General features: G+C 62.1%; 21 protein-coding genes. 12 read left to right on the top strand and 9 right to left on the bottom strand.

Annotation, left to right across the window (positions count from 1 at the left end):
• The first annotated feature begins 4 nt into the window (after positions 1-4).
• The 3 genes from RGM2987_RS26405 (at position 5) to RGM2987_RS26415 (ending at position 2,876) form a co-directional block, all read left to right on the top strand.
• On the top strand, positions 5-853 hold the full coding sequence (locus RGM2987_RS26405; protein ID WP_245145800.1) for a transketolase: 849 nt from the start codon (positions 5-7) through the stop codon (positions 851-853).
• A complete protein-coding gene (locus RGM2987_RS26410) occupies positions 850-1,872 on the top strand; it encodes a transketolase family protein (RefSeq protein ID WP_245145801.1) in 1,023 nt (340 codons plus the stop codon). Before RGM2987_RS26405 ends, RGM2987_RS26410 begins: the two co-directional genes overlap by 4 nt.
• 62 nt (positions 1,873-1,934) lie before the next feature.
• Complete coding sequence (locus RGM2987_RS26415) at positions 1,935-2,876, top strand: alpha/beta hydrolase (RefSeq protein WP_245145802.1); 942 nt, start codon at positions 1,935-1,937, stop codon at positions 2,874-2,876.
• Positions 2,877-3,210: 334 nt separating this feature from the next.
• Here RGM2987_RS26415 and RGM2987_RS26420 read toward each other — a convergent pair whose 3' ends face one another.
• The 3 genes from RGM2987_RS26420 to RGM2987_RS26430 form a co-directional block, all read right to left on the bottom strand.
• Positions 3,211-3,564 carry a DUF6124 family protein gene (locus RGM2987_RS26420; protein WP_245145803.1) on the bottom strand — a complete coding sequence of 118 codons (354 nt, stop codon included), beginning with the start codon at positions 3,562-3,564 and terminating at the stop codon, positions 3,211-3,213.
• Positions 3,565-4,166: 602 nt separating this feature from the next.
• The gene (locus RGM2987_RS26425) at positions 4,167-4,547 is read right to left on the bottom strand and encodes a response regulator (RefSeq protein ID WP_245145804.1); all 381 of its coding nucleotides are present in this window, start codon (positions 4,545-4,547) and stop codon (positions 4,167-4,169) included.
• A 2-nt stretch (positions 4,548-4,549) separates the two neighbouring features.
• The gene (locus RGM2987_RS26430) at positions 4,550-6,724 is read right to left on the bottom strand and encodes a PAS domain S-box protein (RefSeq protein WP_245145805.1); all 2,175 of its coding nucleotides are present in this window, start codon (positions 6,722-6,724) and stop codon (positions 4,550-4,552) included.
• Between the two features lie 240 nt (positions 6,725-6,964).
• Here RGM2987_RS26430 and RGM2987_RS26435 point away from each other — a divergent pair, with 240 nt between their 5' ends.
• Complete coding sequence (locus RGM2987_RS26435; RefSeq protein WP_245145806.1) at positions 6,965-8,683, top strand: amidase; 1,719 nt, start codon at positions 6,965-6,967, stop codon at positions 8,681-8,683.
• Between the two features lie 796 nt (positions 8,684-9,479).
• Positions 9,480-10,817 carry an OprD family porin gene (locus tag RGM2987_RS26440; RefSeq protein WP_245145807.1) on the top strand — a complete coding sequence of 446 codons (1,338 nt, stop codon included), beginning with the start codon at positions 9,480-9,482 and terminating at the stop codon, positions 10,815-10,817.
• A gap of 6 nt (positions 10,818-10,823) precedes the next feature.
• Here the strand turns inward: RGM2987_RS26440 and RGM2987_RS26445 are convergent, their stop codons facing one another.
• Positions 10,824-11,678, bottom strand: a complete 855-nt coding sequence (locus RGM2987_RS26445) for a LysR substrate-binding domain-containing protein (RefSeq protein ID WP_245145808.1) — start codon at positions 11,676-11,678, stop codon at positions 10,824-10,826.
• 74 nt (positions 11,679-11,752) lie between these two features.
• Between RGM2987_RS26445 and RGM2987_RS26450 the strand changes: the two genes are divergently transcribed.
• Positions 11,753-12,715: a DMT family transporter gene (locus RGM2987_RS26450; protein ID WP_245145809.1), complete on the top strand. Its 963-nt coding sequence runs from the start codon at positions 11,753-11,755 to the stop codon at positions 12,713-12,715.
• Positions 12,716-12,719: 4 nt separating this feature from the next.
• Here the strand turns inward: RGM2987_RS26450 and RGM2987_RS26455 are convergent, their stop codons facing one another.
• Entirely contained in the window at positions 12,720-13,652 is a 933-nt protein-coding gene (locus RGM2987_RS26455; RefSeq protein ID WP_245145810.1) for a LysR family transcriptional regulator, read from the bottom strand.
• Positions 13,653-13,796: 144 nt separating this feature from the next.
• Between RGM2987_RS26455 and RGM2987_RS26460 the strand changes: the two genes are divergently transcribed.
• Entirely contained in the window at positions 13,797-14,999 is a 1,203-nt protein-coding gene (locus tag RGM2987_RS26460; protein WP_245145811.1) for an MFS transporter, read from the top strand.
• Between the two features lie 57 nt (positions 15,000-15,056).
• On the opposite strand, the gene RGM2987_RS26465 is transcribed toward RGM2987_RS26460, so the two are convergent.
• The 4 genes from RGM2987_RS26465 to RGM2987_RS26480 all read right to left on the bottom strand — a co-directional run bounded on the left by RGM2987_RS26465 (position 15,057) and on the right by RGM2987_RS26480 (position 21,094).
• On the bottom strand, positions 15,057-17,111 hold the full coding sequence (locus RGM2987_RS26465) for a pyridoxamine 5'-phosphate oxidase family protein (RefSeq protein WP_245145812.1): 2,055 nt from the start codon (positions 17,109-17,111) through the stop codon (positions 15,057-15,059).
• A gap of 220 nt (positions 17,112-17,331) precedes the next feature.
• Entirely contained in the window at positions 17,332-18,687 is a 1,356-nt protein-coding gene (locus tag RGM2987_RS26470) for a PAS domain-containing methyl-accepting chemotaxis protein (protein WP_245145813.1), read from the bottom strand.
• A 180-nt stretch (positions 18,688-18,867) separates the two neighbouring features.
• Positions 18,868-19,644 carry an EAL domain-containing protein gene (locus RGM2987_RS26475; protein ID WP_245145814.1) on the bottom strand — a complete coding sequence of 259 codons (777 nt, stop codon included), beginning with the start codon at positions 19,642-19,644 and terminating at the stop codon, positions 18,868-18,870.
• Between the two features lie 127 nt (positions 19,645-19,771).
• Complete coding sequence (locus RGM2987_RS26480; protein WP_245145815.1) at positions 19,772-21,094, bottom strand: APC family permease; 1,323 nt, start codon at positions 21,092-21,094, stop codon at positions 19,772-19,774.
• Positions 21,095-21,707: 613 nt separating this feature from the next.
• Between RGM2987_RS26480 and RGM2987_RS26485 the strand changes: the two genes are divergently transcribed.
• The 5 genes from RGM2987_RS26485 to RGM2987_RS26505 all read left to right on the top strand — a co-directional run bounded on the left by RGM2987_RS26485 (position 21,708) and on the right by RGM2987_RS26505 (position 25,285).
• Complete coding sequence (locus tag RGM2987_RS26485; RefSeq protein WP_245145816.1) at positions 21,708-22,700, top strand: aliphatic sulfonate ABC transporter substrate-binding protein; 993 nt, start codon at positions 21,708-21,710, stop codon at positions 22,698-22,700.
• Positions 22,701-22,764: 64 nt separating this feature from the next.
• Positions 22,765-23,622: an ABC transporter permease gene (locus RGM2987_RS26490; protein WP_245145817.1), complete on the top strand. Its 858-nt coding sequence runs from the start codon at positions 22,765-22,767 to the stop codon at positions 23,620-23,622.
• A gap of 24 nt (positions 23,623-23,646) precedes the next feature.
• Entirely contained in the window at positions 23,647-24,360 is a 714-nt protein-coding gene (locus RGM2987_RS26495; RefSeq protein WP_245145818.1) for an ABC transporter ATP-binding protein, read from the top strand.
• A gap of 119 nt (positions 24,361-24,479) precedes the next feature.
• Positions 24,480-24,641 (top strand): hypothetical protein, encoded by a 162-nt coding sequence (locus RGM2987_RS26500; protein WP_245145819.1) that lies wholly within the window; start codon positions 24,480-24,482, stop codon positions 24,639-24,641.
• 53 nt (positions 24,642-24,694) lie between these two features.
• Positions 24,695-25,285, top strand: coding sequence for an XRE family transcriptional regulator (locus RGM2987_RS26505; protein WP_245146148.1), 591 nt, complete (start codon positions 24,695-24,697; stop codon positions 25,283-25,285).
• The last annotated feature ends 70 nt before the right edge of the window (positions 25,286-25,355 follow it).

The raw sequence follows: 25,355 nt of genomic DNA on the forward strand, positions 1-25,355 counted from the left end.
TACCATGTCCAACCTTGCTCCCCACACCGCGTCCACGTCACTGGCCGAACGCGCCCACAACATCCGTCACCATGCATTGCGCATGGGGCAGGTCCAGGGCCAGGGCTATGTCGGCCAGGCGCTGGGCGCCGCCGACCTGCTGGCGGTGTCGTACTTCCATGCCCTGAACTATCGGCCCGAAGATCCGAAATGGGAACAACGCGACCGCTTCTACCTGTCCATCGGTCACTACGCGATTGCGCTGTACGCGGCATTGATCGAAGCCCGGATCGTTCCCCTGGATGAGCTGGAAACCTACGGCGCCGATGACAGCCGCTTGCCCATGTCGGGCATGGCCGCCTACACCCCAGGCATGGAAATCACCGGCGGCTCGCTCGGCCAGGGCCTGGGCATCGCCGTCGGCGCCTGCCTGGGATTGAAACGCAAAGGCTCGTCTTCCTTCGTCTACAACCTGTTGTCCGACGGTGAGTTGAATGAAGGTTCGACCTGGGAAGCGGTGATGTCGGCGTCCCACTGGAAGCTCGACAACCTGATCGCCATCGTCGACGTCAACAACCAGCAGGCCGATGGCTATTCGAGCGAAATTCTCTCGTTCGAACCCATTGTCGATCGCTGGCAGGCCTTCGGCTGGTTCACCCAGCGCGTCGATGGCAATGATTTGGATGCACTGGTGACCGCCTTCGACGCCGCACGCAATCACCCCGGCACGCAACCGCGGGTGATCATCTGCGACACCCGCATGGGCAAGGGCGTGCCGTTCCTGGAAAGTCGCGAAAAAACCCATTTCATCCGCGTCGAAGAACACGAGTGGGACCTGGCGCTGAGCAATCTTGAAGAAGGAAAGAACCCATGAGCCACGCTGCCAATACCCCGATCTTGACCAGCGAGCCGGCCAAGAAGCGCCTCACCACCTCGGCGATGATTGCCTCGATTGCCGCCGAAGGCCAGGCCACGAAATCGGCGCCCTTCGGCCATGCGCTGGCGGCGCTGGCCGAGCAGCGCTCGGACATCGTTGGCCTGTCTGCCGACCTGTCCAAGTACACCGACCTGCACATTTTCGCCAAGGCCCACCCGGAGCGTTTCTATCAGATGGGCATGGCCGAACAGTTGTTGATGAGCGCAGCCGCAGGCATGGCCCGCGAGGGATTCGTACCGTTCGCCACGACTTATGCGGTGTTTGCCTCCCGGCGCGCCTATGACTTCATCTGCATGGCCATTGCCGAGGAAAACCTCAACGTCAAGATCGTCTGCGGCTTGCCGGGTCTGACCACCGGCTATGGCCCCAGCCACCAGGCCACCGACGACCTGGCGATCTTTCGGGCCATGCCTAACCTGATGGTCATCGATCCGTGCGATGCGTTGGAAATCGAACAGGCGGTGCCGGCCATCGCTGCGCACCAGGGCCCGGTCTATATGCGCTTGCTGCGCGGCAACGTGCCGCTGGTGCTGGACGAATACGGCTACCAGTTCGAGATTGGCAAGGCCAAGACCCTGCGCACCGGCGACGATGTCCTGATCATTTCCACCGGGCTGATGACCATGCGTGCGCTGGAAGCGGCCAAACAGTTGCAGGCCGACGGTGTCGATGTTGCGGTACTGCATGTACCGACGATCAAGCCACTGGACGAGCAAACCATTCTCGCCGAAGCCCGCAAACCGGGGCGGCTGGTGGTGACGGCGGAAAACAGCTCGGTGATCGGGGGGCTTGGCGAAGCCGTGGCAACGGTCCTGCTGCGCAATGGCGTGACGCCGACGTTCCGCCAGATCGGCTTGCCGGACGCCTTCCTCGATGCCGGCGCCCTGCCGACGCTGCATGATCGCTACGGCATTTCAACCCAGGCGGTTTGTACGCAGATCAAGGCCTGGCTGTAACGCAGGGCGCGGGGTTCCTTCACCGGCGCTCCGCTGTCCGACGACATAAAGGAATCTGCACCTTGAAGCCAGAAGCATTGCTCGATCCGGCGTTTCACAGTTTCATGACTCCTAGCGCGGAACACTGGTCACTGGGCACCCTGCCCGCCATTCGCGCTCGCGTGCATTCGATGTTCAAACCAGAACATCGCGCACGGTGCACGCAGACCTGGACCTCGGGACTGAACGGCGAACGGCTGCGCCTGTGTCTCTATCAGCCAACTTGTTTGAGCAGCGCGCCCCTGCCGGCGATCTTGTACCTGCATGGCGGTGGCTTCGTGCTCGGCAAGCCTGAAATGGCCGATGATTATCTGGCTGACCTGGCCGATGAGCAGCAGGTGCTTATCGTCGCGGTGGATTATCGGCTGGCTCCCGAACAGGCCTTTCCTGGGCCGTTGGACGATTGCTATGCAGCGCTTGGCTGGATGTGTGCCAACGCCCAGGGCCTGGACCTCGACCCGCAGCGCATAGTGGTCATGGGCCATAGCGCTGGCGGTGGATTGGCCGCGGCGTTGGCGATCATGGCGCGCGACAGGCAGCAGTATCCGATTGCCGCTCAGGTGCTTGTTTACCCGATGCTCGACCATCGTACGGGTTCGGCAGGTTCGCCCTACTCCAATCCCAGCACCGGTACCTTCAGTTGGCAGCCGGCGCAGAACCGGTTCTGCTGGGAGTGTATGCGTGGCGGCTACCGCCTGGACGATGAACGCGTTGGTTGGTTTTCTCCAGCGTTGGAGCAAAAGCTCGGTGGACTGCCGCCGTGTTTCCTGTCGGTCGGGGCGCTGGATTTGTTTGTCGATGAGGATGTGGCTTACGCGATGGGGTTGTCTCGGGCGGGTGTGGCGGTGGAGCTGCACGTTTACCCAGGCGCGCCGCATATGTTTGACCAGGTGCCTGGGCGCATTACCACGCAGTCGGCGGTTGATGTTGTTCGGGCGTTAGGGAAGTTTTTGAAAAGGGGCTGAAGATTTAAAAACGAGGCGGCCTTAACGTCGACCTGCTTCTTGCGGGTGTACCCCTACTCCAACTGTAGGAGCGAGCTTGCTCGCGATAGCGGTGGGTCAGTTAACTCAGTGCCGACTGACCCGACGCTATCGCGAGCAGGCTCGCTCCCACAGAGGTCCGGAGGTGTTCTCAGGATTCAAGTCCACTAGAGATCATTGTGGGAGCGGGCTTGCTCGCGAAGGCGGTGGGTCAGTTAATTCAGTTTTGACTGACTTGACGCATTCGCGAGCAAGCCCGCTCCCACAGGGGGTTGGGTGTACTTGCTCTCACATCGGGGGGGGTCAGTGGACGCTCTTACCTCGGATCAACCACATCCAACGCCCGGTTCGCCAGCAGCAGGCCCAGTTCGATCATCTGCTGCACGCCCAGCGCTATATGGCGTCGCGAACCTTCCAGGTCGAACGCCAGGTCAGCGATCATGGCATTGGCAGAGGCCAGGGTTTCGCTGAGGTTGGCGAGCAGGCATTCGGCATCGATGTTGGGGGCGACGGTGAACAGGGTGTCGGGGGTGGCGGGTGTTTCTTGGTCGGCTTTGGGCTTCAGGTAATAGTCCAGGGCGCGGGTGTCCGCATCGTCGAGCTTTTTGCTGTTGGCTGATTGGGGGCGGGATGTGTGATCGTCTGGTGTATTGGATTTGTTCTTGGACATGCTCATGGATCCTCAAAATGGGAGCCATCACCGATTCGCTACTAAACGAAGAGAGTGGCAGCTGTACGCAGGTTAGTAGACCGGGGATCCAAGAATCCGGCGCACCCGAAGGCGCCCTGCGCACAGCTACCATTGAATGCAGGCGTGGGATACCTGACTGAATGGAGCATTACGCGTCTTGGATACCGAGCTACTAAACCCGATCACTGATGGGCAGTGACGAGAACAAAGCTACCGGTGAGGTCCAAGGCGCACAAGCCGGCGGATTCTGGCGTAGTTGTAGGCAGAGGCGCAAGGTGATGTAGCCTCCAGTCGCAAATCTGAAGGACGTAAATCGGGCAATTTCCCAAGAGGTTGTAGGGGAAATTCCCCATGCGCCAGAACCGGACTGGAACGGGAGGTGAAAGCGACCCCGTGGCGAGGGAGCTTGCTCCCGCTCGGCTGCGTAGCAGCCGCAAAAAAGCCTGGGGCCGCTGCGCAGCCCAGCGGGAGCAAGCTCCCTCGCCACGGGGATTGTGGCTCACTAAATGCTGATGGGAACCCGGTTACCGGAGCCAAGGGGTGCTTTGCGCTCCAGTGCGAAGCGCTCACCAAAAAGGCTATCACACGGCCCCGGTGACCGGTCCTTTGAGCGCCAGGCCGATCTTGTGCTGCAACTCGCCTTCGGAGAACGGCTTGTGCAGTACCGGGTACCCCGCGAACTCGGCAGGCACGCCGCTAGCGCCGTAACCAGTGCTGAACAGAAAGGCAATGCCGCGACTGCGCAGGATCTGCGCCACCGGGAAAACCCGTTCGCCAGCCAGATTGACGTCGAGGATGGCAAGGTCGATCTGTGCCGTGCCGGCCCGATCCTGCGCCGCCGCGAGCCGGGCAACCGAGGCGACGATTTCGCAGCCCAGGTCTTCCAGCATTTCCTCGATCAGCATGGCAATCGCTCCTTCGTCCTCGACAACGAGCACCCGCACTCCGGCGAATGGCGTCATGCCTAGGCCCCGATCAGGAATGAGAGGTGGCAGCGAACGCCTTCCGGGGCAAAGGTGAGCGCGAATTTGCCACCCAGGTCGCGCTCGATGCAGCGCTTCATCAGGCGTGAACCCAGCCCTTCCCGCTCTGGTTGCAACACCAGCGGCCCGCCGCGCTCGCGCCAGTCCAGGGTGAATAGCGTGCCGTCGGGTTGCGCTTGCAACTGCCAAGTGACTGAAAGCGTGCCTGACTCTACCGACATTGCGCCGTACTTGAGTGCATTGATCGCCAGTTCGTTGAGGGTCATCGTCAGGTTGAGCGCGACCCGCGTGCCGATGTCGATGGACGGCCCTTCGACGACGATCCGCGTCGGATCACTGCCGAATACCGGCATCAGGACTTCCTGGGCCAGGGAGTCCAGAGGCGTGTTGCCCCAGTGGCGGCGGGTCAACAGATCGTGGGCGCGGGACAGCGCCAGGAGCCTGGCTTCGAAGCGTTTGTAGCCGTCCTTCGCATCCTCTGCGTCGCGTGCCGTCTGGACCGCCAGGGACTGCACGGTGGCGAGGGTGTTCTTGACCCGATGATTGAGTTCGTCGATCAAGGTTTTCTGGCGATTTTCAGCCTGCTTGCGCTCGGTGATGTCCACCAGCATGTTGATCGCCCCGACCAGATTTCCCTCGGCGTCATGCAACGGCGTGGGATACGGAGCGAAAGGTACGCGGGTGCCATCCGGGCGCTCGGCAATCGCCTCAACGCCGCGTATCGGCCGGTTTTCCTTCAAGGCCACCGCCATCGGACATTGGTCGTGGGGCAGCGGCGTCTCGTCGGTGTTGAAGAGTTTCCAGGTCACGCACCACATGTCGCCCAGCTCAGGGGTGCGGCCGGACAGCTCCACCGCTGCTCGGTTGTAGAACGTGATGCGGCCTTGCGCATCGGTCGTATACACCGCGGCGGGCAATGCTTCGAGCAGGTTGCGCATGTGCCGTTCGCTCTCGCGGACCTGCATTTCCATGCGCCGCGCCGCGGTCACATCCTGGATGACTCGCACGCCATAGCGAAACTGCCCGGCCGCATCGCGTACCGAGGAGCTGTGCACGTCCAGGTAGAGGACCTGGCCGTCCGGCTTCACGGCGCGCTTGCGCAACACATAGCTGTCCATTTCGCCAGCAACCTGCCGTGCGTAGGAAGCAGCGTCCTCGCTGGCGCATTCCGGATGGGTATAGTCGAGGAAGGACATTGCCAGCAGTTCTTCTCGCGGGCGGCCCAGCATGTTGCACAGGGCATCGTTCACCCGCAGCAACTGACCGTTGGCGTCGGCCTCGGCGATGCCGATGGTGGCGGCTTCATAGGTGGCGGCCAGGCGGTTATCGCTCTCCTGGCGGGCTGCCTCGGCGGCATGCATGCAGGTCACGTCAATAGTGAAGCAGCGTGTGTTGAACAGCTTGCCGGCTTCGAAACGGCCATTGGAGGTGATGGTGACATGCTTGATCGAGCCGTCCTTGGCCTTCAGGCGCGCCGGATAGCTTTCCAGGCAATCGCCGCTGCTCAGCTTGGTGAGTATGTCGCCGATCACCGGTTCGTCGGCGTGGAATTCAGCGATGTGCCGGCCAATGTACTCGTCGGCCGAGTAGCCCAGCAGCGCCAGCTCAGCCTTGTTAGCCCGCAGAATGACGCCGTCGCCGCTGACAATGTGCAGGCCGACCGCGCTGTTTTCGAAAAAATCTTCGAGATCGGCGCTCTTGCGCCGCAGTTCCGCGGCCACCGCATGATGCGCCGAGACGTCCTGGAAGCAGTTGATCGCGCCCTGGATAACACCATGCCGATCCCTGAGGGCGCGGATGTTCATCAGCGCGACGAACCGCGAACCGTCCTGGCGCTGGATGATGACTTCCTGATTGCGCGCCGTGACGCCGGCGCTGAGGGCCTGGGCGGTCGGGCACTGGTCAAGGGCCAGGGGAGTGCCGTCCATCAGGAACAGGCGATGGGAGCCGCAGAAGCGGTCACCGTTTTCACCGAGTATCGGCGTTCGCCCCCAGAGCCCGGCCGCTTCGCTGTTGTACCTGACGAGCCAGCCGTCGCGATCGCACAGGTACACCGCGCCGGGAATGGCTTCGAGCGCGTTTTCGCCGATGGAAAACAGACTTTCGTATTCGCTCGGAGCCAGGGTTTCCCTGGGCAGTTCTTCAATGTTCGACATTGTCATCCTCAATCTTTCACGGTGCCGCAATGGAGTCTAGAGTCCGATTGCTCGCAGGAGTTCAGGGAGAAGATCGATGGTGACGCAGCCCTCTCGACTCGGTGACGGATAGACCCCCGGCCTTGGGCCGTAGTAGAGTGCTCGAAAGCCGATAAATATCCACTTTGAGATGCCTCCTGCGATAGGACCTGAATGTCAGGTGTCTTGCGTAGGTCATCCCTCTGACGCGACGGTAACCGCATGATCGAAATCACCGAAGTCTCCATCGCCCAACTGCGGGCTGCGCTCGAGTCCGGCCAAATGACGGCGGTCGAATTGGTCCAGGCGTACCTCGCCAGGATCGATGCCTACGATGGCCCCGATACGCCTACTGCGCTAAACGCGGTAGTGGTGCGCAATCCTGATGCCTTGAAAGAAGCGCAAGCGTCCGATGCGCGTCGGGCGAGCGGCCAGACGCTGGGCCCGCTCGATGGCATTCCCTATACGGCCAAGGACAGTTATCTGGTCAAGGGGCTCACCGCCGCTTCCGGAAGCCCGGCGTTCAAGGATCTGGTGGCGTACCGCGATGCATTCACCATTGAGCGCCTGCGCGCTGCCGGCGCGATCTGCCTGGGCAAGACCAATATGCCGCCCATGGCTAATGGCGGCATGCAGCGCGGGGTCTATGGCCGTGCGGAGAGCCCATATAACGGCGACTACCTGACCGCCCCGTTTGCCTCGGGCTCCTCGAATGGAGCCGGCACGGCAACGGCTGCCAGTTTCGCCGCGTTCGGCCTGGCGGAAGAGACCTGGTCGAGCGGGCGCGGCCCGGCGTCGAACAATGGCTTGTGCGCCTACACGCCTTCACGCGGGGTGATTTCGGTGCGCGGCAACTGGCCGCTGACGCCGACCATGGATGTGGTGGTGCCCTACGCTCGGACCATGGCCGACCTGCTCGAAGTGTTGGATGTGGTGGTCGCGCAGGATCCGGATACACGCGGCGATCTGTGGCGCCTGCAACCCTGGGTACCGATTCCGAGCGTCGATTCGGTTCGCCCGGCCTCGTATCCAAGCCTCGCCAGCCACCCGGGCGCCCTGGCCGGCATTCGCTTCGGCGTGCCACGGATGTACATCAACGCCGACCCTGAAGCGGGCACGGCCGAAGCGCCCGGCATCGGTGGCCCGACCGGGCAGCGAATCGTCACCCGCGCCTCGGTGATCGATCTTTGGGAACAAGCCCGCAAGACGCTTGAGGCCCACGGCGCCGAGGTGGTCGAGGTGGATTTCCCGCTGGTGTCCAACTGTGAGGGCGATCGGCCCGGTGCACCAACAGTGTTTACCCGGGGCTTGGTGTCCAAGGAGTTCTTGCACCATGAACTCTGGGACCTGTCGGCCTGGGCGTTCGACGATTTCCTGCGGGCCAACGGTGATCCGAAGTTGAACCGCCTGGCGGATGTCGACGGACCGCAGATCTTTCCCCACGACCCGGGCACCCTGCCCAACCGCGAGGATGACCTCGCCGCCGGCATGGACGAATACGTGAAGATGGCCCAGCGCGGCATCACGCCCTGGGATCAGATTCCAACCCTGCCGGACGGACTGCGGGGCCTGGAGGAGACGCGTCGGATCGACCTGGAAGACTGGATGGATCGGCTTGGGCTCAACGCGGTGATCTTCCCGACCGTGGCCGATGTCGGGCCGGCGGATGCGGATGTCAATCCGGTTTCTGCCGACATCGCCTGGAGCAACGGCATCTGGGTCGCCAACGGCAACCTTGCGATCCGCCACCTGGGTGTGCCCACCGTCACCGTGCCGATGGGCATCATGGCCGACATCGGCATGCCCGTCGGCCTGACATTTGCCGGCCGGGCCTATGACGACTCGGCGTTGCTGCGATTGGCTTCGGCGTTCGAGGCGACTGGGTCGAAACGCCAGATTCCACCGAGGACTCCGCCGCTGTCGACAGGCTTGGGGCGTTGACCTGATTCGGTTTGGGGCTGCTTCGCACCCCAGCGGGAGCAAGCTCCCTCGCCACGAGAGCTGCGTGTTCCAAGGCCTTTGTGGCGAGGGGATTGATCCCCGCTGGGCTGCGCAGCAGACCCAAATGGCTAAAGGCAATCTTCCTGATACACCGAGGTGATTGGGTTAAGGGCTGCTTCGCACCCCAGCGGGAGCAAGCTCCCTCGCCACGAGAGCTGCGTGTTCCAAGGCCTTTGTGGCGAGGGGATTCATCCCCGCTGGGCTGCGCAGCAAACCCAAATGGCTAAAGGCAGTCTTCCTGACACACCGAGGTGATTGGGTTAAGGGCTGCTTCGCACCCCAGCGGGAGCAAGCTCCCTCGCCACGAGGGCTGCGTGTTTCAAGGCTTTTGTGGCGAGGGGATTGATCCCCGCTGGGCTGCGCAGCAGGCCTAAATGGCTAAAGGCAGTCTTCCTGACACACTGAGGTGATTGGCTTATGGGCTGCTTCGCACCCCAGCGGGAGCAAGCTCCCTCGCCACGAGGGCTGCGTGTTCCAAGGCCTTTGTGGCGAGGGAGCTTGCTCCCGCTGGGCCGGTCCGCGTTCGGGCGCAGCAGACCCAAAAGCTTGAACGCAAACAACCTGACGTTCCGCAGAAACAGAGCCAAAGGCTGAGCGCAATTAACAACGTTTAACTCACACCGTCACCCTCCCGACTCCAAGAATGACGCCCTCTGCTCAAATCTGTTTTCCACCACGGGAAGCTGTTGACCTCCCGTGGGGATGCAGCATTACCGTCTGACATGGATTTTCTGTCATGGCTCACGCTCGATACACCCCCGCCGCCCTCAGGCCATTCTGGTTCCTGACCCTCCTGACCGGCAGCGCAACGTCAGTAATGGCGGCGCAACCTGCGCAAGAGGTTGGCTTTCTCGAAGGCGCGAACCTCGAAATCCTCAGCCGCAACTTCTACCTGAACAACGACTACCGTTCTCCCACGCCATCCGGCAAAAGCTACAAGGCGGAATGGGCCCAGGGGTTCATCGCCTCGTTCGAATCCGGTTTCACCACGGGCACCCTCGGCGTCGGCATCGATGCCCATGGCTTCCTGGGGTTGAAGCTGGACGGCGGCAAAGGGCATTCCGGGACGGGACTGCTGCCGCTGGATGAGGACGGGCGCAGTGAAGACAATTACTCCAGCGCCGGCGGCGCGCTGAAGTTCAAGACCTCAAACACCACCCTGGCGGTTGGTGAAATGACTGTGGAGACCCCGGTATTCGACACAGCAGACAAGCGCCTGCAACCGGAGTACGCCAGCGGCTTGCTACTTTCGAGCAGGGAACTGGCAGGGCTCGACCTGCAAGCCGGTCACTTCAGTGCCTTCAAGAATCAGGACGCCTCGACCGGCCGGGGCGACTTTTCCGGCTACGGGGCCACGACGCGCAACCACGACATCGATTTCATCGGCGCCGACCTGCTCAGCGGCCAGCCAGTGGGCGGCGCGCTCTACGTCTCCGAACTGAGCGACACCTGGCGCCAGTACTACGCCAATCTACATGGCGCTGTCGGAAGCCTGTTTCTCGACGGCAATCTGTATCACACCCGTGATCAAGGCAAGGCCGCCGCCGGGGCCATCGACACCACCGCCTACAGCCTGTCCGGCAAATACAGGATCGATGCCCAGGCGTTCACCCTGGCTTATCAGAAAATCAACGGCGACACGCCTTTCGATTTCGTCGGTGGCGACTCGATCTACCTCGCCAATTCGATCAAATACGCCGATTTCAATGGCCCCGGTGAACGCTCCTGGCAAGCGCGCTACGACCTCGACCTGGGCACCTTCGGTATTCCCGGTCTGAGCTTCATGGCCCGCTATGTCACAGGACGCGGCATCGACGGCAGCCACGCCCCACAAGGCGGGGCCTACAACCCATTCGATCCGGACAGCGGTGGCTATCGCCCGCAGCAGGGGGATGGCGGACGCCATTGGGAGCGCGACCTGGACCTGCACTACGTCGTGCAATCCGGCCCGGCCAAGGACTTGTCGCTGCAACTGTCCCACGTCACTCACCGAGCCAACGACGCCCAGGCCGGCGATGACATCGACCGGCTGTACGTGGTCATCCAGTACCCGCTCAAGTGGGGCCCGTTCTGACCGGTGCTACAGGCGAAAATATTGCTGCATGGTCTGGGCCAGCAAGTCCACCGCTTCTTCATTGTGGGAGGCTTGCGACCGTTGGAATACCACCTCGTGCTCGGCGATGACGGGCAACCCATCGAGGATCTGCATGGCGTCCGTCACGCGCGCACGGTCTATCAGACTGATCGCCAGCCCCGCCTCGACGCATGCCTTGACGGCCTGGTTGGACGGGCTTTCCAGGACAATCCTGGTTCGACGACCGCTTTGTCGTAGCGATTCCACCATCGCTTGCCGATACGGACACTGCGCTGCGTGCACGGCCAACGGCAACGGATCCGCCGCGGCCAGGGCAACATGGGCCGGCCCGACCCAGACCGGGCGGGTGGAGACCAATACCTGCGCCCCTGCATTCGGTGAGCCCTTCGGCTGGGTAATGACCGCCGCCTGGAGCTTGGCCCGCTGCACCAGATCCCGCAGCGCATAGCTTGGTGCCGTCTTGAGTTCCAGTATCACGTTTGGCCAGGCGGTCGCGAATGTCGGCAGGATGTCGCGGATGACATGGTCGGCGTATTCATCCGGGACGCCCAGAGTGATGCGCCCCGCCAGCCGCGTTCCCTGCAGATCGGCCAGCACCCGGTCATGGGTGTTGAGCAGCTCTGTGGTCGAGGCCAGCAAGCGCCTGCCCAGGGTCGTTAGGGAAACCGATTGATTGTCCCGATTGAGCAGCCGCCCTCCGGCAACGCCCTCCAGCCGCTGTATGTGCACACTCACCGCCGCCGGGCTCTTGTGCAGGACCTGGGCCGCCGCGCTGAACTTGCCGATGCGTGCCACTGCATGAAACGTCCGGATCAAGTCGATGTCGAGAATGGCCGTCATGATTCATCCTTTGTGAATGACTGATGCAGGATATTTTGATTTATCAGACTACGCCGGTTTCGTAGCCTGTGGTCATGAACCTGCCCAATTGCACCACCCGGCCTTCCCTCTCCTGGCGCCATTGGCACCAGGCCGTTCCGCTGCCGTTGCTCGAGGTCGCCTTGCTGGTGACCTGGAGCTCCGGCTTCGTTGGCGCACGCTTTTCCATCGACTATGCGCCGCCGTTACTGGTGGTGTTCTGGCGCTGCGTGGTGGTTACGTTGGTTCTGTTGCCCTTCGTTGCCAGCCAGCTGCGACGCGCTTCTGGAGCCATGCTGCTGAAAAACGCCGGCATCGGCCTGCTTGCCATGGCCGGTTACCTGGCAGGCATCACCCAAGGTATCGCCCTGGGTGTACCGGCGGGTGTGGCCGCGCTGGTTGCGGACCTGTTGCCACTGGGCATGGCGCTGTTGGCCGCCGGCGTGCTCGGGCAACGACTGGCCTGGCAGGTCTGGGTCGGTCTGTTCATCGGCCTGGGCGGCGTTGCACTGGTGACTCACGGCGCACTGGCGTGGGGCGATGCGCCGTCATGGGCCTATGGCCTGCCGTTGCTGGGCATGCTGTCGCTCGCCGTCGCGACCCTCTGGCAAAAACGTTTACCGGCTTCGCAATCCTTGGGCCTATTGCCGAACCTGTGGTTGCAATGCTGCACTTCGGGTTTGGCCTTCGCCGTGGTCGAGGGAACCCACGGCAGCCTGGCGCCGGTCCCGAGTGCCGGCTTTGCGTTGAGCGTGCTGTGGACCGCCGGGCTGTCGACCATGGGCGGCTACGGACTCTACTGGCTGTGCCTGCGCCGTGCGACCGCCACCCGGGTCGCCAGCGTCCTGTACCTCAGCCCGCCGCTTACCATGCTCTGGGCCTGGGCGATGTTTGGTGAACCGCTTTCATGGCAGATGGTGGTGGGCATGGCCGTTTCCGGCGTGGGGATCTGGCTGGTCGTGCGCATGGAAGCCCGGCAAGCCCAGCGGCAAAGAGACCGGCGGCTGGAGGCAGCCTAGGCGTTCATGATATTTCGCCATGTTCGAGTCCCCTGGTCAGATGAGCCGTCAGCACGTCCAGTAAAACAGCGACCTTGGGCAACGTTTCACGGTGCTTCTGCCAGAGCAGGTTGATCGTCATGCCATCGGTCGCCGAATGAGCAAGTACTTGCACCAGGGTCCCCTCCTCGAGTTGCCGCTGGATGAGCCATGAAGGTAGCTGGGCAACCCCGCACCCCGACAGCAGTGCCATCACCAAGCCTTCTCCATCGCCGACGATCAACGTTGGAGTCATTTGCCTTCTGACGATTTCCCCCGGGCGGCTGCCGGCGAAATTCCACGAGCTGATTTTTCCGTCCGGCCAACCGTAGGCGATGCACTGGTGATACTCCAGCTCCGATTCGGTGAGGGGAGCGCCATGCTCGGCCAGGTACGAGGGAGACGCGCAGAGCACATGCCATTCGCGGCCCAGGTGGCGGTGCCCCACAGTCTCCGGCCAGACATTCGTGCCGCCCAACGTAACGACGATGTCCACGCCCTCCTGGAGCGGGTCGATGGAATGATCGGAAAATGAAATATGCGGGACCAACAACGGGTAGTCCTGCAGGCAGCGCAGGATGATGGGGAGCACCTGGGAACGGCCGAATGCTCCCGGGAGGTGGAGTCGAACCCGGCCACGTGGCTCGGTGTGCTCGGCATGCAGGGAAAGCTCGGCCTCTTCAAGGTCCGTCAGCACCCCGGTGCAGGTGCGGTAGAAAGCCGTTCCTGCGTCGGTCAGCGAAACGCGCCGGGTCGTGCGTTCGAACAATCGAACTCCAAGCCGGTTTTCAAGACGAGCGACGCCCTTGCTCACTGCAGAAGCCGTCAGGTTCAAGCGATCAGCGGCGGCCTTGAAACTGCCGGACTCGGCGACGCAGACGAAAACGTCGATGCCCTTCAGTCGTTCGGAGGCAAACATAGGCATCCTTCATTCATGAATTCATTTCCTTCAATCCGTGAACAAACATCATAAATCAGAATTCCGTTCCTCAGTATGCTGCCATCCAATAGCGTCTCTCGCGACGTCGCGGAACCTGTCAACTCACCCAGCAAAGAGGCACGGATGCTCACCGCTCTCAAAACCTATCCCTCGACCGTCAATGTGTTGCTTTCAGCGTCTTTGGTCCTGACGCTGGCGCGGGCAATCACCCTGCCCTATCTGGTCATCTATTTGTCGGACCGCTTTGGGTTGAGCGTCGCCGACATCGGCCTGGTCATCGGCAGTACGTTGATCATCGGATCGTTGTTGAGCCTGTACGGCGGTTTCCTGGTGGACAACCTGTCCAGCTACCGGCTCATCCTGGTTTTCAGCGGACTGTTCACGATGGGGTTCGCGGGCACGTTCCTGGCCCGCGAAATCTGGCTCTTCTACGGTTGCCTGGTGTTGATCAACCTGGCCTATGCCGTCATCGATATTGCCGTCAAGGCGGGATTTGGCGATCTGCTGCCGGTTGCCGAGCGTAGCCAAGCCTTTTCCATCAAATACACATTGACCAACATCGGTTACGCCGCTGGGCCATTGATGGGGGCAGGATTGGCCAGGCTGGATAGCAGCCTGCCATTTTTCATGTCCGGCGCGCTGGGTGCAGCATTCTTCTTCAGCTATCTCCTATGGGCCAACCGAGACCTGAGCGTTGTCAAAAAGGACCGTGACCCCCTCCCATTCCTGGCCGTGGGAAAGCTGCTGTCCCAGGACTATCGACTGGTGTGTTTTACCCTCGCGGGGTTACTCAGCGCAGTAGTCTTCGGCCAATTCACGGCCTACCTCTCACAATACCTGGTGGTCACCACTACGCCCGAATTCACCTACCGCATCATCAGCGCCATCGTCACCACAAACGCGCTGATGGTGATCAGCCTGCAGTACGCCATCGGCAGAAAGATTTCACCGCGTCATCTGAACCTGTGGCTAGGCGCCGGGCTGAGCATGTTCGTCCTTGGACTGGCCGGCTTCGCCCTTTCAGGTACGGTCATGTTCTGGATAATCTCGATGGCAGTTTTCACCCTCGGCGAGATCATCGTCATCCCGGCTGAATACATGCTGATCGACAACATCGCCCCCAATCATCTGCGAGGCATGTATTACGCGGCGCAAAACCTCAGTAACCTCGGCGCGGCATCCGGCCCTGTGCTTTGCGGTTTCTTATTGGCAACACAACCGCCGTACTCCATCTTCTACCTGCTCGCGCTGTTCACTCTTGCAGGGGGCGGGTTTTATCTTTTAGGGGCATGCCTGAGCGATCGTTTCAGCAGGCATCGATCTTGATGCGGGGTAAGCCAGCTTAAGTCCCATCACCTGCGCCGCCTCTGAAGCGAGTGTCTCTTAAACCTCCAGCACCAGGGTTTCACTGCCCTGTGCCGGCACTGCACAGCAGATCAGCACTTCGCCTTGCGCGACAGGCTCGGCCGGCATGTTCAGATAATGCACCTGACCACGACTCAACCGGGTTTTGCAGGTACCGCAGGAACCACCTCGACAGCTGAATTCCGGGCTCAGCCCGCGGGCCTCGGCCAGTTCCAGCAGCGATCCGGCGCCTGGTTCCCAGCGTGCTTCCTTGCCGGAGCTGGCGAACAACACTTTCACCGCTTCGCTCGCAGCCGGCACCTGTTGCGCCGCCGGTACGCTGACCTCGATGTCACGCACCAGGGTCGACGGGCCGAAGGTTTCGGCATGGATGCGGTCGTCGGCAATGCGCAGTTTGCGCAGTCCGTCGTACAGGGCCTGGGTGAAGCTGCCCGGGCCACACAGGTAGAAGTCGTAATCGTTGAGCGGCAGCAGGTTCTTGAGCAGTTCTACGTCGATCCGACCCGCCAGATCGTAACCATCGCCAATAGCAGTTTTGACCGGTGGCCGGCTGACCACGCGCAGCACCCGCAGCTTGTCGCCCGCGCGTGCTGCCAGTTCATCGATTTCATCACGAAACGCGAGTTCTTCTACCGTGCGAGCGCTTTGCACCAGCCAGACCGGGCGCATGCGGCTGATGCGTCGGCCCTGGTAAACCACTTCGCGCAACATCGACAACAGCGGTGTGATACCCACACCTGCCGCCAGCAGCACCAAGGGCCGCCGCTCGGTGGCCTGCACGGTGAAATGTCCCTGGGGCGCCCGGCCCTCGATCTCGTGCGTCACCTGGATCTGGTCATGCAAGTGCGACGACACCAGCCCATCGCGCTTGACGCTGATGCGCAGGAAATCATCCGACGGCGCGCTCGACACGCTGTAGGTACGAATCGAGGGCGCTTTCTGCCCATCCAGCGCGACCCGCACCGGCAAGTGTTGCCCGGCTTCGAAGCGGGGCAAACCCGCGCCATCGGTTGCCTGCAAGTAAAAAGAGCGAATGCTGGGGCTCTCGTCCACCACCCTCGCGACCTGCAGCGAGCGCCAAGTGGTGCGCAGGGCTTCGGCTTGCAAGCGCTCCGTGGCCTGTTCCCAACTGCCGGTCATCAATGAGTTGGGCGAGTCACCTTCGTGCTGGTCTTTCCAACGCAGCGTGATGGCCGCCGGGCGGTAGACGATGCGTTGTGGGGTGAACCGCATCAGCCGCTCGGCGCCCTGGAACGCGGCGATCTGCGGATCGTCCAGCACCACCTGCGCCGAGCCGCTCATTTGCAACAGATCACCGGTCTCGAAATCGATGAACACCAGGCCCGCCCGCGGATTCAGCAGGATGTTGCCCAGGGTATTGAAAAACAGGTTGCCGGAGAAATCCGGAACGGTCAGCGATCCGTCTTCCTCCATGCGCACAAAGCCCGGTTTGCCGCCGCGATGGGAGGCGTCAACCTGCCGCTCGCCGTCGCGCTCCACATAGGTGGCGATGTAGAAGGAATCGGCTGCGGTGACCAGCCGACGCACCAGCGGGTCGGTCACCTCCAATTGACGAGGGGCGCCGGCCTGCTCTTCGACAAAGTGGTACTGGCGCAGGTTGATGTAGCGCGGGCAGTTGCCGTAGGCCTGGCGCACCGAAATCTCCAGCCCTGGCTCAAGCTGACGGCGAACCACACCATTCATGCGGTTGCGCCGACGGGTGTGCAGCTCGATGCCGAGCATGCCGATGGCATCCCCTTCGCCCATGCCTTCCTGGGCCGGGTCGTTGGGCTGCGGCTCGACGTTGATGTGCAGGGTCTGCGGATCAGGCGAACCCATGAAACCGGGTTGACCCGTACGCAAGGTCGCCCACACATCGCCCTGGCGATCCACCGCACCCAGCACCACGAACGGCAACTGGGCATAGAAGTCGCGATGCTGGTCCGGTATCCAGGTACGCGCCAGTTGCCGCTGGCCGACACCGGCCATCATCTCGACGGCGCCGACGGTGCGCTGCAAGGCCAGCTCCCCTTCGTGCCAGGGCGAGTTTTCTGCTTCCAGGGATGAGTCCATCAGATGCTCCTCGCGCCAGCAGGACGAGGGCCTGCGTCAGTGCGCCATGGTTAGGGATGCTCCGTCACACCCCTTGACCGGGTGTGCGTGTCGGTGGAGACATCTTCATCCCAAAGCAACTGCGCAGGAATACGCGCGAACTGCAATCCGCCCTTTCATTAAGTGCAAAGGTCGCGTCAATGGGCAGCTTGCTGGTCCAGACGCGGGGGTCCGGTCCGACTCACCCCACCCAGCCAATCGCCGTCTTCGGAATGACCTCGGACTCATCAAGCTTGGACGCGAACATGCTCACCGCGTCCAGTGCATCGGTGGTCCCGGCCCGGATCTGCACGATGACCGACCCGGCCTGGTCCGCCAGGGTCACGCCACGCAGCGCGCCCTCATGGGTGACGCTCATGCTGGCGACCGCTTCGCGGGTTTCGCTGAGGATCATGCCGATCATTTCGGCGATCTCCGAGGTCGAGCGGCTGGTCCGGCCAGCCAGTTGCCGGACCTCATCGGCCACCACCGCAAACCCACGCCCCTGGTCGCCGGCCCGGGCGGCTTCGATGGCGGCGTTGAGGGCCAGCAGGTTGGTCTGGTCGGCGATGCCGCGAATGGTGTTGACGATGGCGGTGATTTCTTCGGAACGCGCGCCCAGTTGCCCGACCAACCGTGACGACGCGCCAATGTTGTCGGCGATCTGGCGCATTTCCCGGGCCGTCTGGTGGATGACCTGGGCGCCCTGCTCGGCGACGCGCTCGGTCTCGGCGGAGATGTGATAGGCCCGCGAGGCGCCGCGGGAGTCCTCCTCGAATTTTTCAACCCGCTCGGTGATGTCGCTGGCGAACTTGACGATCTTGCTCAACTTGCCCTCGGCGTCATACACCGGGTTGTAGCTGGCTTCCAGCCACACCACCTTGCCGTTCTTGCCGACGCGCTTGAACTGCCCCCTGAAGAACTCACCAGCGTTGAGACGACGCCAGAAATCCGCGTACTCGGAACTGTTGACCAGGCTCGGCTCGCAGAACATCCGATGATGCTTGCCCTTGAGTTCGGCCAGCGAATAATTCATGACACTGAGGAAGTTATCGTTGGCGGTGAGGATGTGCCCGCTCAGGTCGAACTCGATCACGGCCATGGCCCGGTCGAGCGCCGCCAGCTTGCCCCGGCTTTCCGCTTCACTGGCAACTTTGGCCGTGACGTCCAGAGCGTACTTGACCACTTTCATCACACGGCCTTGCTCATCGACTACCGGGTTATAGCTGGCTTCCAGCCAGACATGCTCGCCCTGTGCACTGACCCGCTGGAACGTCCCGGAAACGAACTGGCCGGCCCGCAACCGATTCCAGAATTCGCGGTACTCGGCACTGGCCGCCAACGCCGGGGTACAGAAATCGCGATGGGACAGACCGCCCAGTTGGTCAGCCCGATAGCCCATTGTCTTCAGGAAATTCTCGTTCGCTCGAAGCAGCTTGCCGTCAGGGCTGAACTCGACCACGGCCATCGACCGGTCCAGAGCGCCCACCAACCCCTTGTATGCTGCCAATTCGGCTGTCCTAGCCGCCAGTTCATTTTTTAGTGTTGTATTAAACATGACGAACCCTCGGCGAACCCAGAAATTAACCGGACCTCTTAAGGCTATCGGCACACTGGCGGGGCGCTTAACGAAGCGGCGTAATCATTTTTCGAAGCTAGAACGGGGCGCTTGCGATGGTTCGGTTCCAAGAAACCGGGCATGCTGGAGAAAACTTCATCTGACGGTAGCGTAACGCAGTTAAAAGTTACCAGGCGCAAGCCGACCGATCTCAGGCCGCGCATAGAAATAACCCTGCATCAGCTCGATGCCCAGTGCCACAAGTGCGGCGCTTTCTTCACGCGTTTCGATGCCCTCCGCGATGACCTGGATCCCCAGGCGCTGCGCCACCAGGACAATGCCCTCGACAATGGCTTGCTTGACAGGGTCCTGATCGATGGTGCGGGTCAGCGCCATATCGATCTTCAGCACCTGGGGCTGGAACATGGCGAGCAGGTTGAGCCCTGAATAGCCGGAGCCGAAGTCGTCGATCGCCGTGGTGAAGCCCTGGCGCTCGTATTCCACGAAAATCGATTTGAGGTGGTCAGGGTCGTCCACCCGCTCACCCTCCGTGACTTCGAACATCAGTCGCTCCGGTGGAAAATCCGCCTGCCGCGCCGCTTCCAGCGTGGCGCGGATGCACGTCTCGGCCCGGTATACGGCTTTAGGCAGGAAATTGATGCTCAGCAGGCAATCCGCGATCTCCAGGATGCCCAGCCGGGCCGCTTCCTCAATGGCTTTTACACGACAGGCCTGGTCGAAACGGTAGCGGTTGCTGTCGTTCACCAGCCCCAGGATGTAGCCCGCCGACTCGCCGTTGAGACCTCTGACCAGGGCTTCGTAGGCAAAAGTAGCACCGGTGCGGACATTGAAGATCGGTTGGAAAGCCATGGTGAAGTCGAATCCCAGTGCCTGGTGATCGCGGCACTCGGCGCAACCGAGGGGCTGGAAGGTCTGGTGGGGGGAGCGAGCGGTCATGATCGATATTCCGTGCGGTAACGGGACTTCCCTGCAGTTGCAAAGAACTTTAGCCAACGCTACTGAATCGGCAAGGAGCGGGCTTTCTGCAATGCCCTTGACCGCTGCCCCTGCTTCCCTGCGGTACCTAGCTCGGTTTTATCGCCACGGGCAAGCTGATGCGGGTGCAGAAATACAGCAGCACGCCCACGAACACCAGGGCCGCACCGCGGAGCCAGGTTTCCAGGCTTTGCTGGCTGAGCAATACCAGGCACGAGACTATGGCGAGCACCGGTACCCAGCTCGGCACCCGGAAATGATCGCCCATCCCGGTGTCTCGCCTCAGTACCAACACCGCCAGGTTGGTGCTCAGGAACACGAACAGCAGAAGCAGGACGACGGTTTCGGCCAGCGTCGCCAGGGTGCCGGTCAAGGTCAGCGCAATGGATACTAGCGTCGTGGCGATAATCGCGACCCAGGGCGTGCGCCGCTTGGGCAGCACTTTCGCCAGCGGCTGCGGCAAGAGGCCCTGGCAAGCCATGCCGTAGGCGAGCCGACTGGCCATGATCATGGTGAGCAGCGCGCCGTTCGCCACCGCAATTAGCGCAATGAAGGCGAAAATGCGTGGCGAAATGTTCAGCCCCGAGGCCCGGACAACCTCCAGCAGCGGCGCCGAAGTCGCCACCAGTTCTTCCATCGACAACACCGAGGAAGCGGCCACGCCTACGGCCATGTAAACCACCCCGGCGGTCAGCAACGCCCCGAACAGGGCGCGTGGATAGACACGGCGCACGTCTCGTATTTCCTCGGCGAGATTGGCCGACGTCTCGAAACCGACAAACGAATAGAACGCAAGCAGTGCTGCGCCCAACACTGCCAGCACCGGACTGACACCCGGCTTGAATTGCAATGCAGTCTTTGGATGCGCATCGCCCGATTGGAAGAACCAGGCCGCCGCGACGATAACCAGGATCAGTCCCGACAGCTCGACGACCGTCATGACCACGTTGGCTCCCAGCGACTCCTTGATGCCCCGGGCATTGAGCAATGCGATGACCAACAGGAAAACCAGCGCCGCCGCATGGGGTGAAACGCTGATGAAGGGGGCGAGATAGTCGCCTGCAAAAGCCAGGGAAAGGCCGGCGGCGCTGGTAACGGCGGCGGCCAACATGCAAAAGCCGACCAGGAAGGAAATCAGCGGTGACTTGAATGCCTTTTCGGCAAACACCGAGGCCGCACCGGCCTGCGGGTACTTGGTGACCAACTCTGCATACGAGCCGGCGGTCAGCATCGCGAAGAACAAAGCGACCAACAGCGGCACCCAGATCGCACCGCCCACCTGCCCCGCTATCGTTCCGGCCAGCGCATAGACGCCAGCGCCGAGCACATCGCCGAGGATGAACAGAAACAGCATCGGTCCGGTCACTGCTCGGCGCAAGGAGGGTCTGGAGGGCGTAGTGGTCGCAGTCATGTTCGGGCTCTGGCAGGGGGACTGATTCGCTGGATGCGATGCAAACGGCTGTAGCGCTGAGCAGTGGAAAAAATCAGCCGGCGAAAGTTCATAAATGTTGCGGCAGTGACCCGACCCTGTGGGAGCGGGCTTGCTCGCGAAAGCGGTGGGTCTGCGAAGAAGATGTTGAATGTACCGTCGCCTTCGCGGGTAAACCCGCTCCCACAGGGGATCTCGGGTGGCTGGGGATTGGTGTGCGACACCGATTTCTGTAGGAGCGGGCTTGCTCGCGAAAGCGGTGGATCTGCAAAGAAGATGTTGAATGTACCGCCGCCTTCGCGGGTAAACCCGCTCCCACATTGGTTTTGTGGCGAGCACCAATCCTGCGACCACTTGCCGATCCGGGTGGGAGCGAGATTGGCTTTCCAGGTGTTCCGCCTGCAACACTGCCCCAGCAGAGTGTTGAATGGGCAACACTTACCGAACAATTAACCCGTCACAAGCCCTTGAGAACCGCGACTTCCCGGGCATGGCACAGAGGCTGCAATATTCCTTGCAATGCACTAACTCACTCGCAGTCCGATCTTTCGGAAATAAGAAAGTTGCCTTCACTCGCCTTGCCTGGAGCCGTCCGATGAAACCTTATTTGCGCTTTCCCCTGGCCCACGCCAGATACCTGATCGGCGCCTGCGTCCTGGCGCTGGGACTGAGTCCGCTGGCCCAGGCCGCAGAAAAACCACCCGCCGAGGTGCATCTGGACTACGCCTATTACTCGCCGGTCAGCCTGGTGCTCAAACACTTCGGTTATCTGGAGAAAGCCCTGCCCCAGACCAAGGTGAGCTGGGTGCTGAGCCAGGGCAGTAACCGCGCCCTGGAATACCTCAACAGTGGCGGCGTCGACTTTGCCTCGTCGGCTAGCCTCGCAGCCGTACTGAGCCGGGCCAACGGCAGCCCGATCAAGTCGGTGTATGTCTACAGCCGCGCCGAGTGGACCGCCCTGGTGGTGCGCAAGGATTCGCCATTCCAGACGGTAGCCGATCTCAAGGGCAAGAAAATCGCCGCCACCAAGGGCACCGATCCCTATCTGTTCACCCTGCGCAGCCTGCAACAGGCCGGGCTGAGCAAAGACGATGTGGAACTGGTGCACTTGCAGCACCCGGACGGACGCGTCGCGCTGGAAAAAGGCGACGTCGATGCCTGGGCCGGCCTCGACCCGCACATGGCCGCCAGCGAAGTGCAGGCCGGCGCGCGCCTGCTGTACCGCAACCCCGGTTTCAACAGCTACGGCGTGGTCAGCGTCACGGAGCAGTATGCCCGTGAGCATCGGCAAACCATCGACACCGTACTCGCAGCCTACGAGCAGGCTCGTCAATGGGCGATCCAGCATCCCCAGGAGCTGGCAAAGCTGCTGGCCGACGAATCGGGCCTGCCGCTGGAAGTCGCCAAGCTGCAGCTTTCACGCACCGACCTCGGCAACTCGCAACTGAGCGCCCAGGATGTGCTGGCTTCCAAGGCTGCCGCGCCGATCCTGGTTTCCGAGGACCTGGTGCGACGCGGCGTGAATGTGGATCAGGTGATCGACCAACTGCTCGACACCGGTCGCCAACAAGCCGTCGCCCGTCAATAACTCACCGCCCGGGCGACACCGGCCCCGGCGCCTGGCCCGGGGTCGGCGCTGCCAGAGGAGCATCATGAGCAGTAACAGCAACGACCTTGCCCGCAAACAATTGTCCGGTGCGCTGGACCTGTCCACACCGGGCAGGCCGGCGCTTTTCAGGCTCACCCGCTGGCAGCCGCGTCTCAAAGGCCTGGTCCTGCCGGCGCTGATCATCGTGCTTCTGGAGATCATCGTGCGCATCGGCTGGCTGCCTTCCTACCAGATGCCGGCGCCCAGCGAGATCGCCTTGACCCTGGGCGACCTGGCTGAGGGCGCACTGTGGAAACACATCGGCGCCAGCCTGCTGCGGGTGTTGCTCGGTTTTGCCATTGGCGTCGCCCTGGCGTTGGTGTTTGCCGCCTGGGTCGGCTTGAGCCGCGAAGCCGAAGCGTACCTGGAGCCGACCTTCGCCGGTCTGCGCTCGATCCCCAGCCTGGCCTGGGTGCCGCTGCTCCTGCTGTGGCTGGGCATCGACGAAACCTCCAAGGTGGTGTTGATCGCCATCGGCGCGTTCTTTCCGGTGTACCTCAATGGCGTGGCGGCGATCCGCAACATCGACCGCAAGCTGGTGGAAGTCGGCCATATGTATGGCTTCAGCCGACGCCGGCTGGTGCGGCGGATTCTCCTGCCCGCCGCCCTGCCCGGCCTGTTCACCGGGTTGCGCAGCGGCATGAGCCTGGCCTGGATGTTCCTGGTGGCCGCTGAACTGATCGCGGCGACCAAAGGCCTGGGCTACCTGCTCAGCGATGGCCGGGAAACCTCGCGGCCGGACATCGTGCTGGCGGCGATCATCGTCCTAGCGGTGCTCGGCAAGCTCAGCGACGGCCTCCTCGCCGGGCTGGAAAAGCGCTTCCTGGCCTGGCGCGACACCTTCAACGGGCAAGACAGCTGAAACCCCTACGCCGAGAATCCATTCATGAGCCAAGCCCTGCTGGATATACGCGTCGAGCGCAAGACCTTCGCCGCCACCACTGTCCTCAACAATATCCACCTGCAATTGCAACCCCGGGAAACCGTGAGCCTGCTGGGTCCCAGCGGCTGTGGCAAAAGTACCCTGCTGCGCATCATCGCCGGCCTTGAACGGGATTTCGAAGGGCAACGGCTCCGCGATACCGGGCCCCTGGCCTTTGTGTTCCAGGAGCCACGGTTGATGCCCTGGCTGACGGTGGAGCAGAACATCGGTTTCAGTGACGACGGGCAATACGACAAGACCTGGGTCGCACAGTTGATCGAGGAAGTCGGGCTCGCGGGCTTCGCCAATGCCTTGCCCAAGGCCTTGTCCGGTGGCATGGCGCAACGGGTGGCGATTGCCCGCGGCCTGTACTCGCGACCGCGGGTGCTGCTGCTGGACGAACCCTTCAGCGCGGTGGACGCTTTCACTCGGATGAAACTGCAGGACCTGCTGCTGCAATTGGCCGACCGACACGCCATTGCCCTGCTGCTGGTCACCCATGATGTCGACGAGGCGCTGTACCTGAGTGACCGGGTATTGGTGATGGACAACCGGCCCAGCAGCATTCGCCAGGAACTGGCGGTAGCGCTGGATCACCCGCGAGACCGCCGCGATCCACTGCTGGCCAGACTCAAGGCGCTGGCCCTGACTGAATTGCAGCGCGCCCATGTGATTTGAGGGCCTTTGCGATTAAGAACGCATAGGAATTAATAAATAAATAATCAGTATTTATGGTTATAAAAATAAACACGTACGCTCTGCTCATCCGCCCCTTGGTCACGACAGTGAAGTGCCTTATGAAACAGACTGACAACGTTATCGACCTCGCCCAATTTCGCAAACGCAAACAGGCCCAGCAAGTGGCCCGGGCCATGTGGGAGATGTACGCACGTAATGCCGGTTACCAGGCGTTCCAGTGGGTCCAGGCGTCTCATTCCAGCCGGACGTACAACGTGTGAGCGCCCAGGAGCCCTCGCGCTTTTTGACCAGCGCCGACGAACCTGAAGTAGACCTGAACAACCTCGAGGCGTTGGATGAAGATCCGATCTGCGAGCGGGTCGGGCAGAATCTGCAGCGCCTTCGGGGCAAACGCCATCTTTCCCTGGACGCCCTCGCCCGCCAGTGCGGTGTCAGCCGGGCCATGCTGGCGCAGATCGAGTCCGGGCGTAGCGTGCCGTCGATCAAGGTGCTGTGCAAAATCGCCAAGGGTCTGAAGGTGTCGGTGGCCGCGTTTCTGGAGCATCGGGCTTTCGAGGGGGTGGCGGTTCTGTCAGCCGCTCAGAGCAAGCGCCTGGTCAGCGCCAACGGCGCTTTTGTCAGCCGCACGCTGTTTCCGTTCGATGTGGCACGGCAGTCGGAGTTCTACGAATTGCGCCTGAGCCCTCTGGGGGAGGAACAGTCCGAAGGGCACGGGCCGGGCGTGCAGGAGAACCTGGTGGTGTCCCAGGGTGTGCTGGAAATCAGCGTCAATGAGGAACGCTACCTGCTCTCCACCGGCGACTCGATTCTGTTTTATGCCGACCAGCCCCACCGTTATCGCAACCCGGCCGACAGTGAAGCGGTGGCGTACCTGGTAGTGACCTACCCGGAACGCCTGGATTGACAGCCATCGTGGCGAGGGAGCTTGCTCCCGCTGGGCTGCGCGACAGACCCTTTTTGTGAGCGCTTCGCAC

Source organism: Pseudomonas sp. RGM2987 (genome assembly GCF_022952855.1).
Taxonomy (GTDB): Bacteria; Pseudomonadota; Gammaproteobacteria; order Pseudomonadales; family Pseudomonadaceae; genus Aquipseudomonas.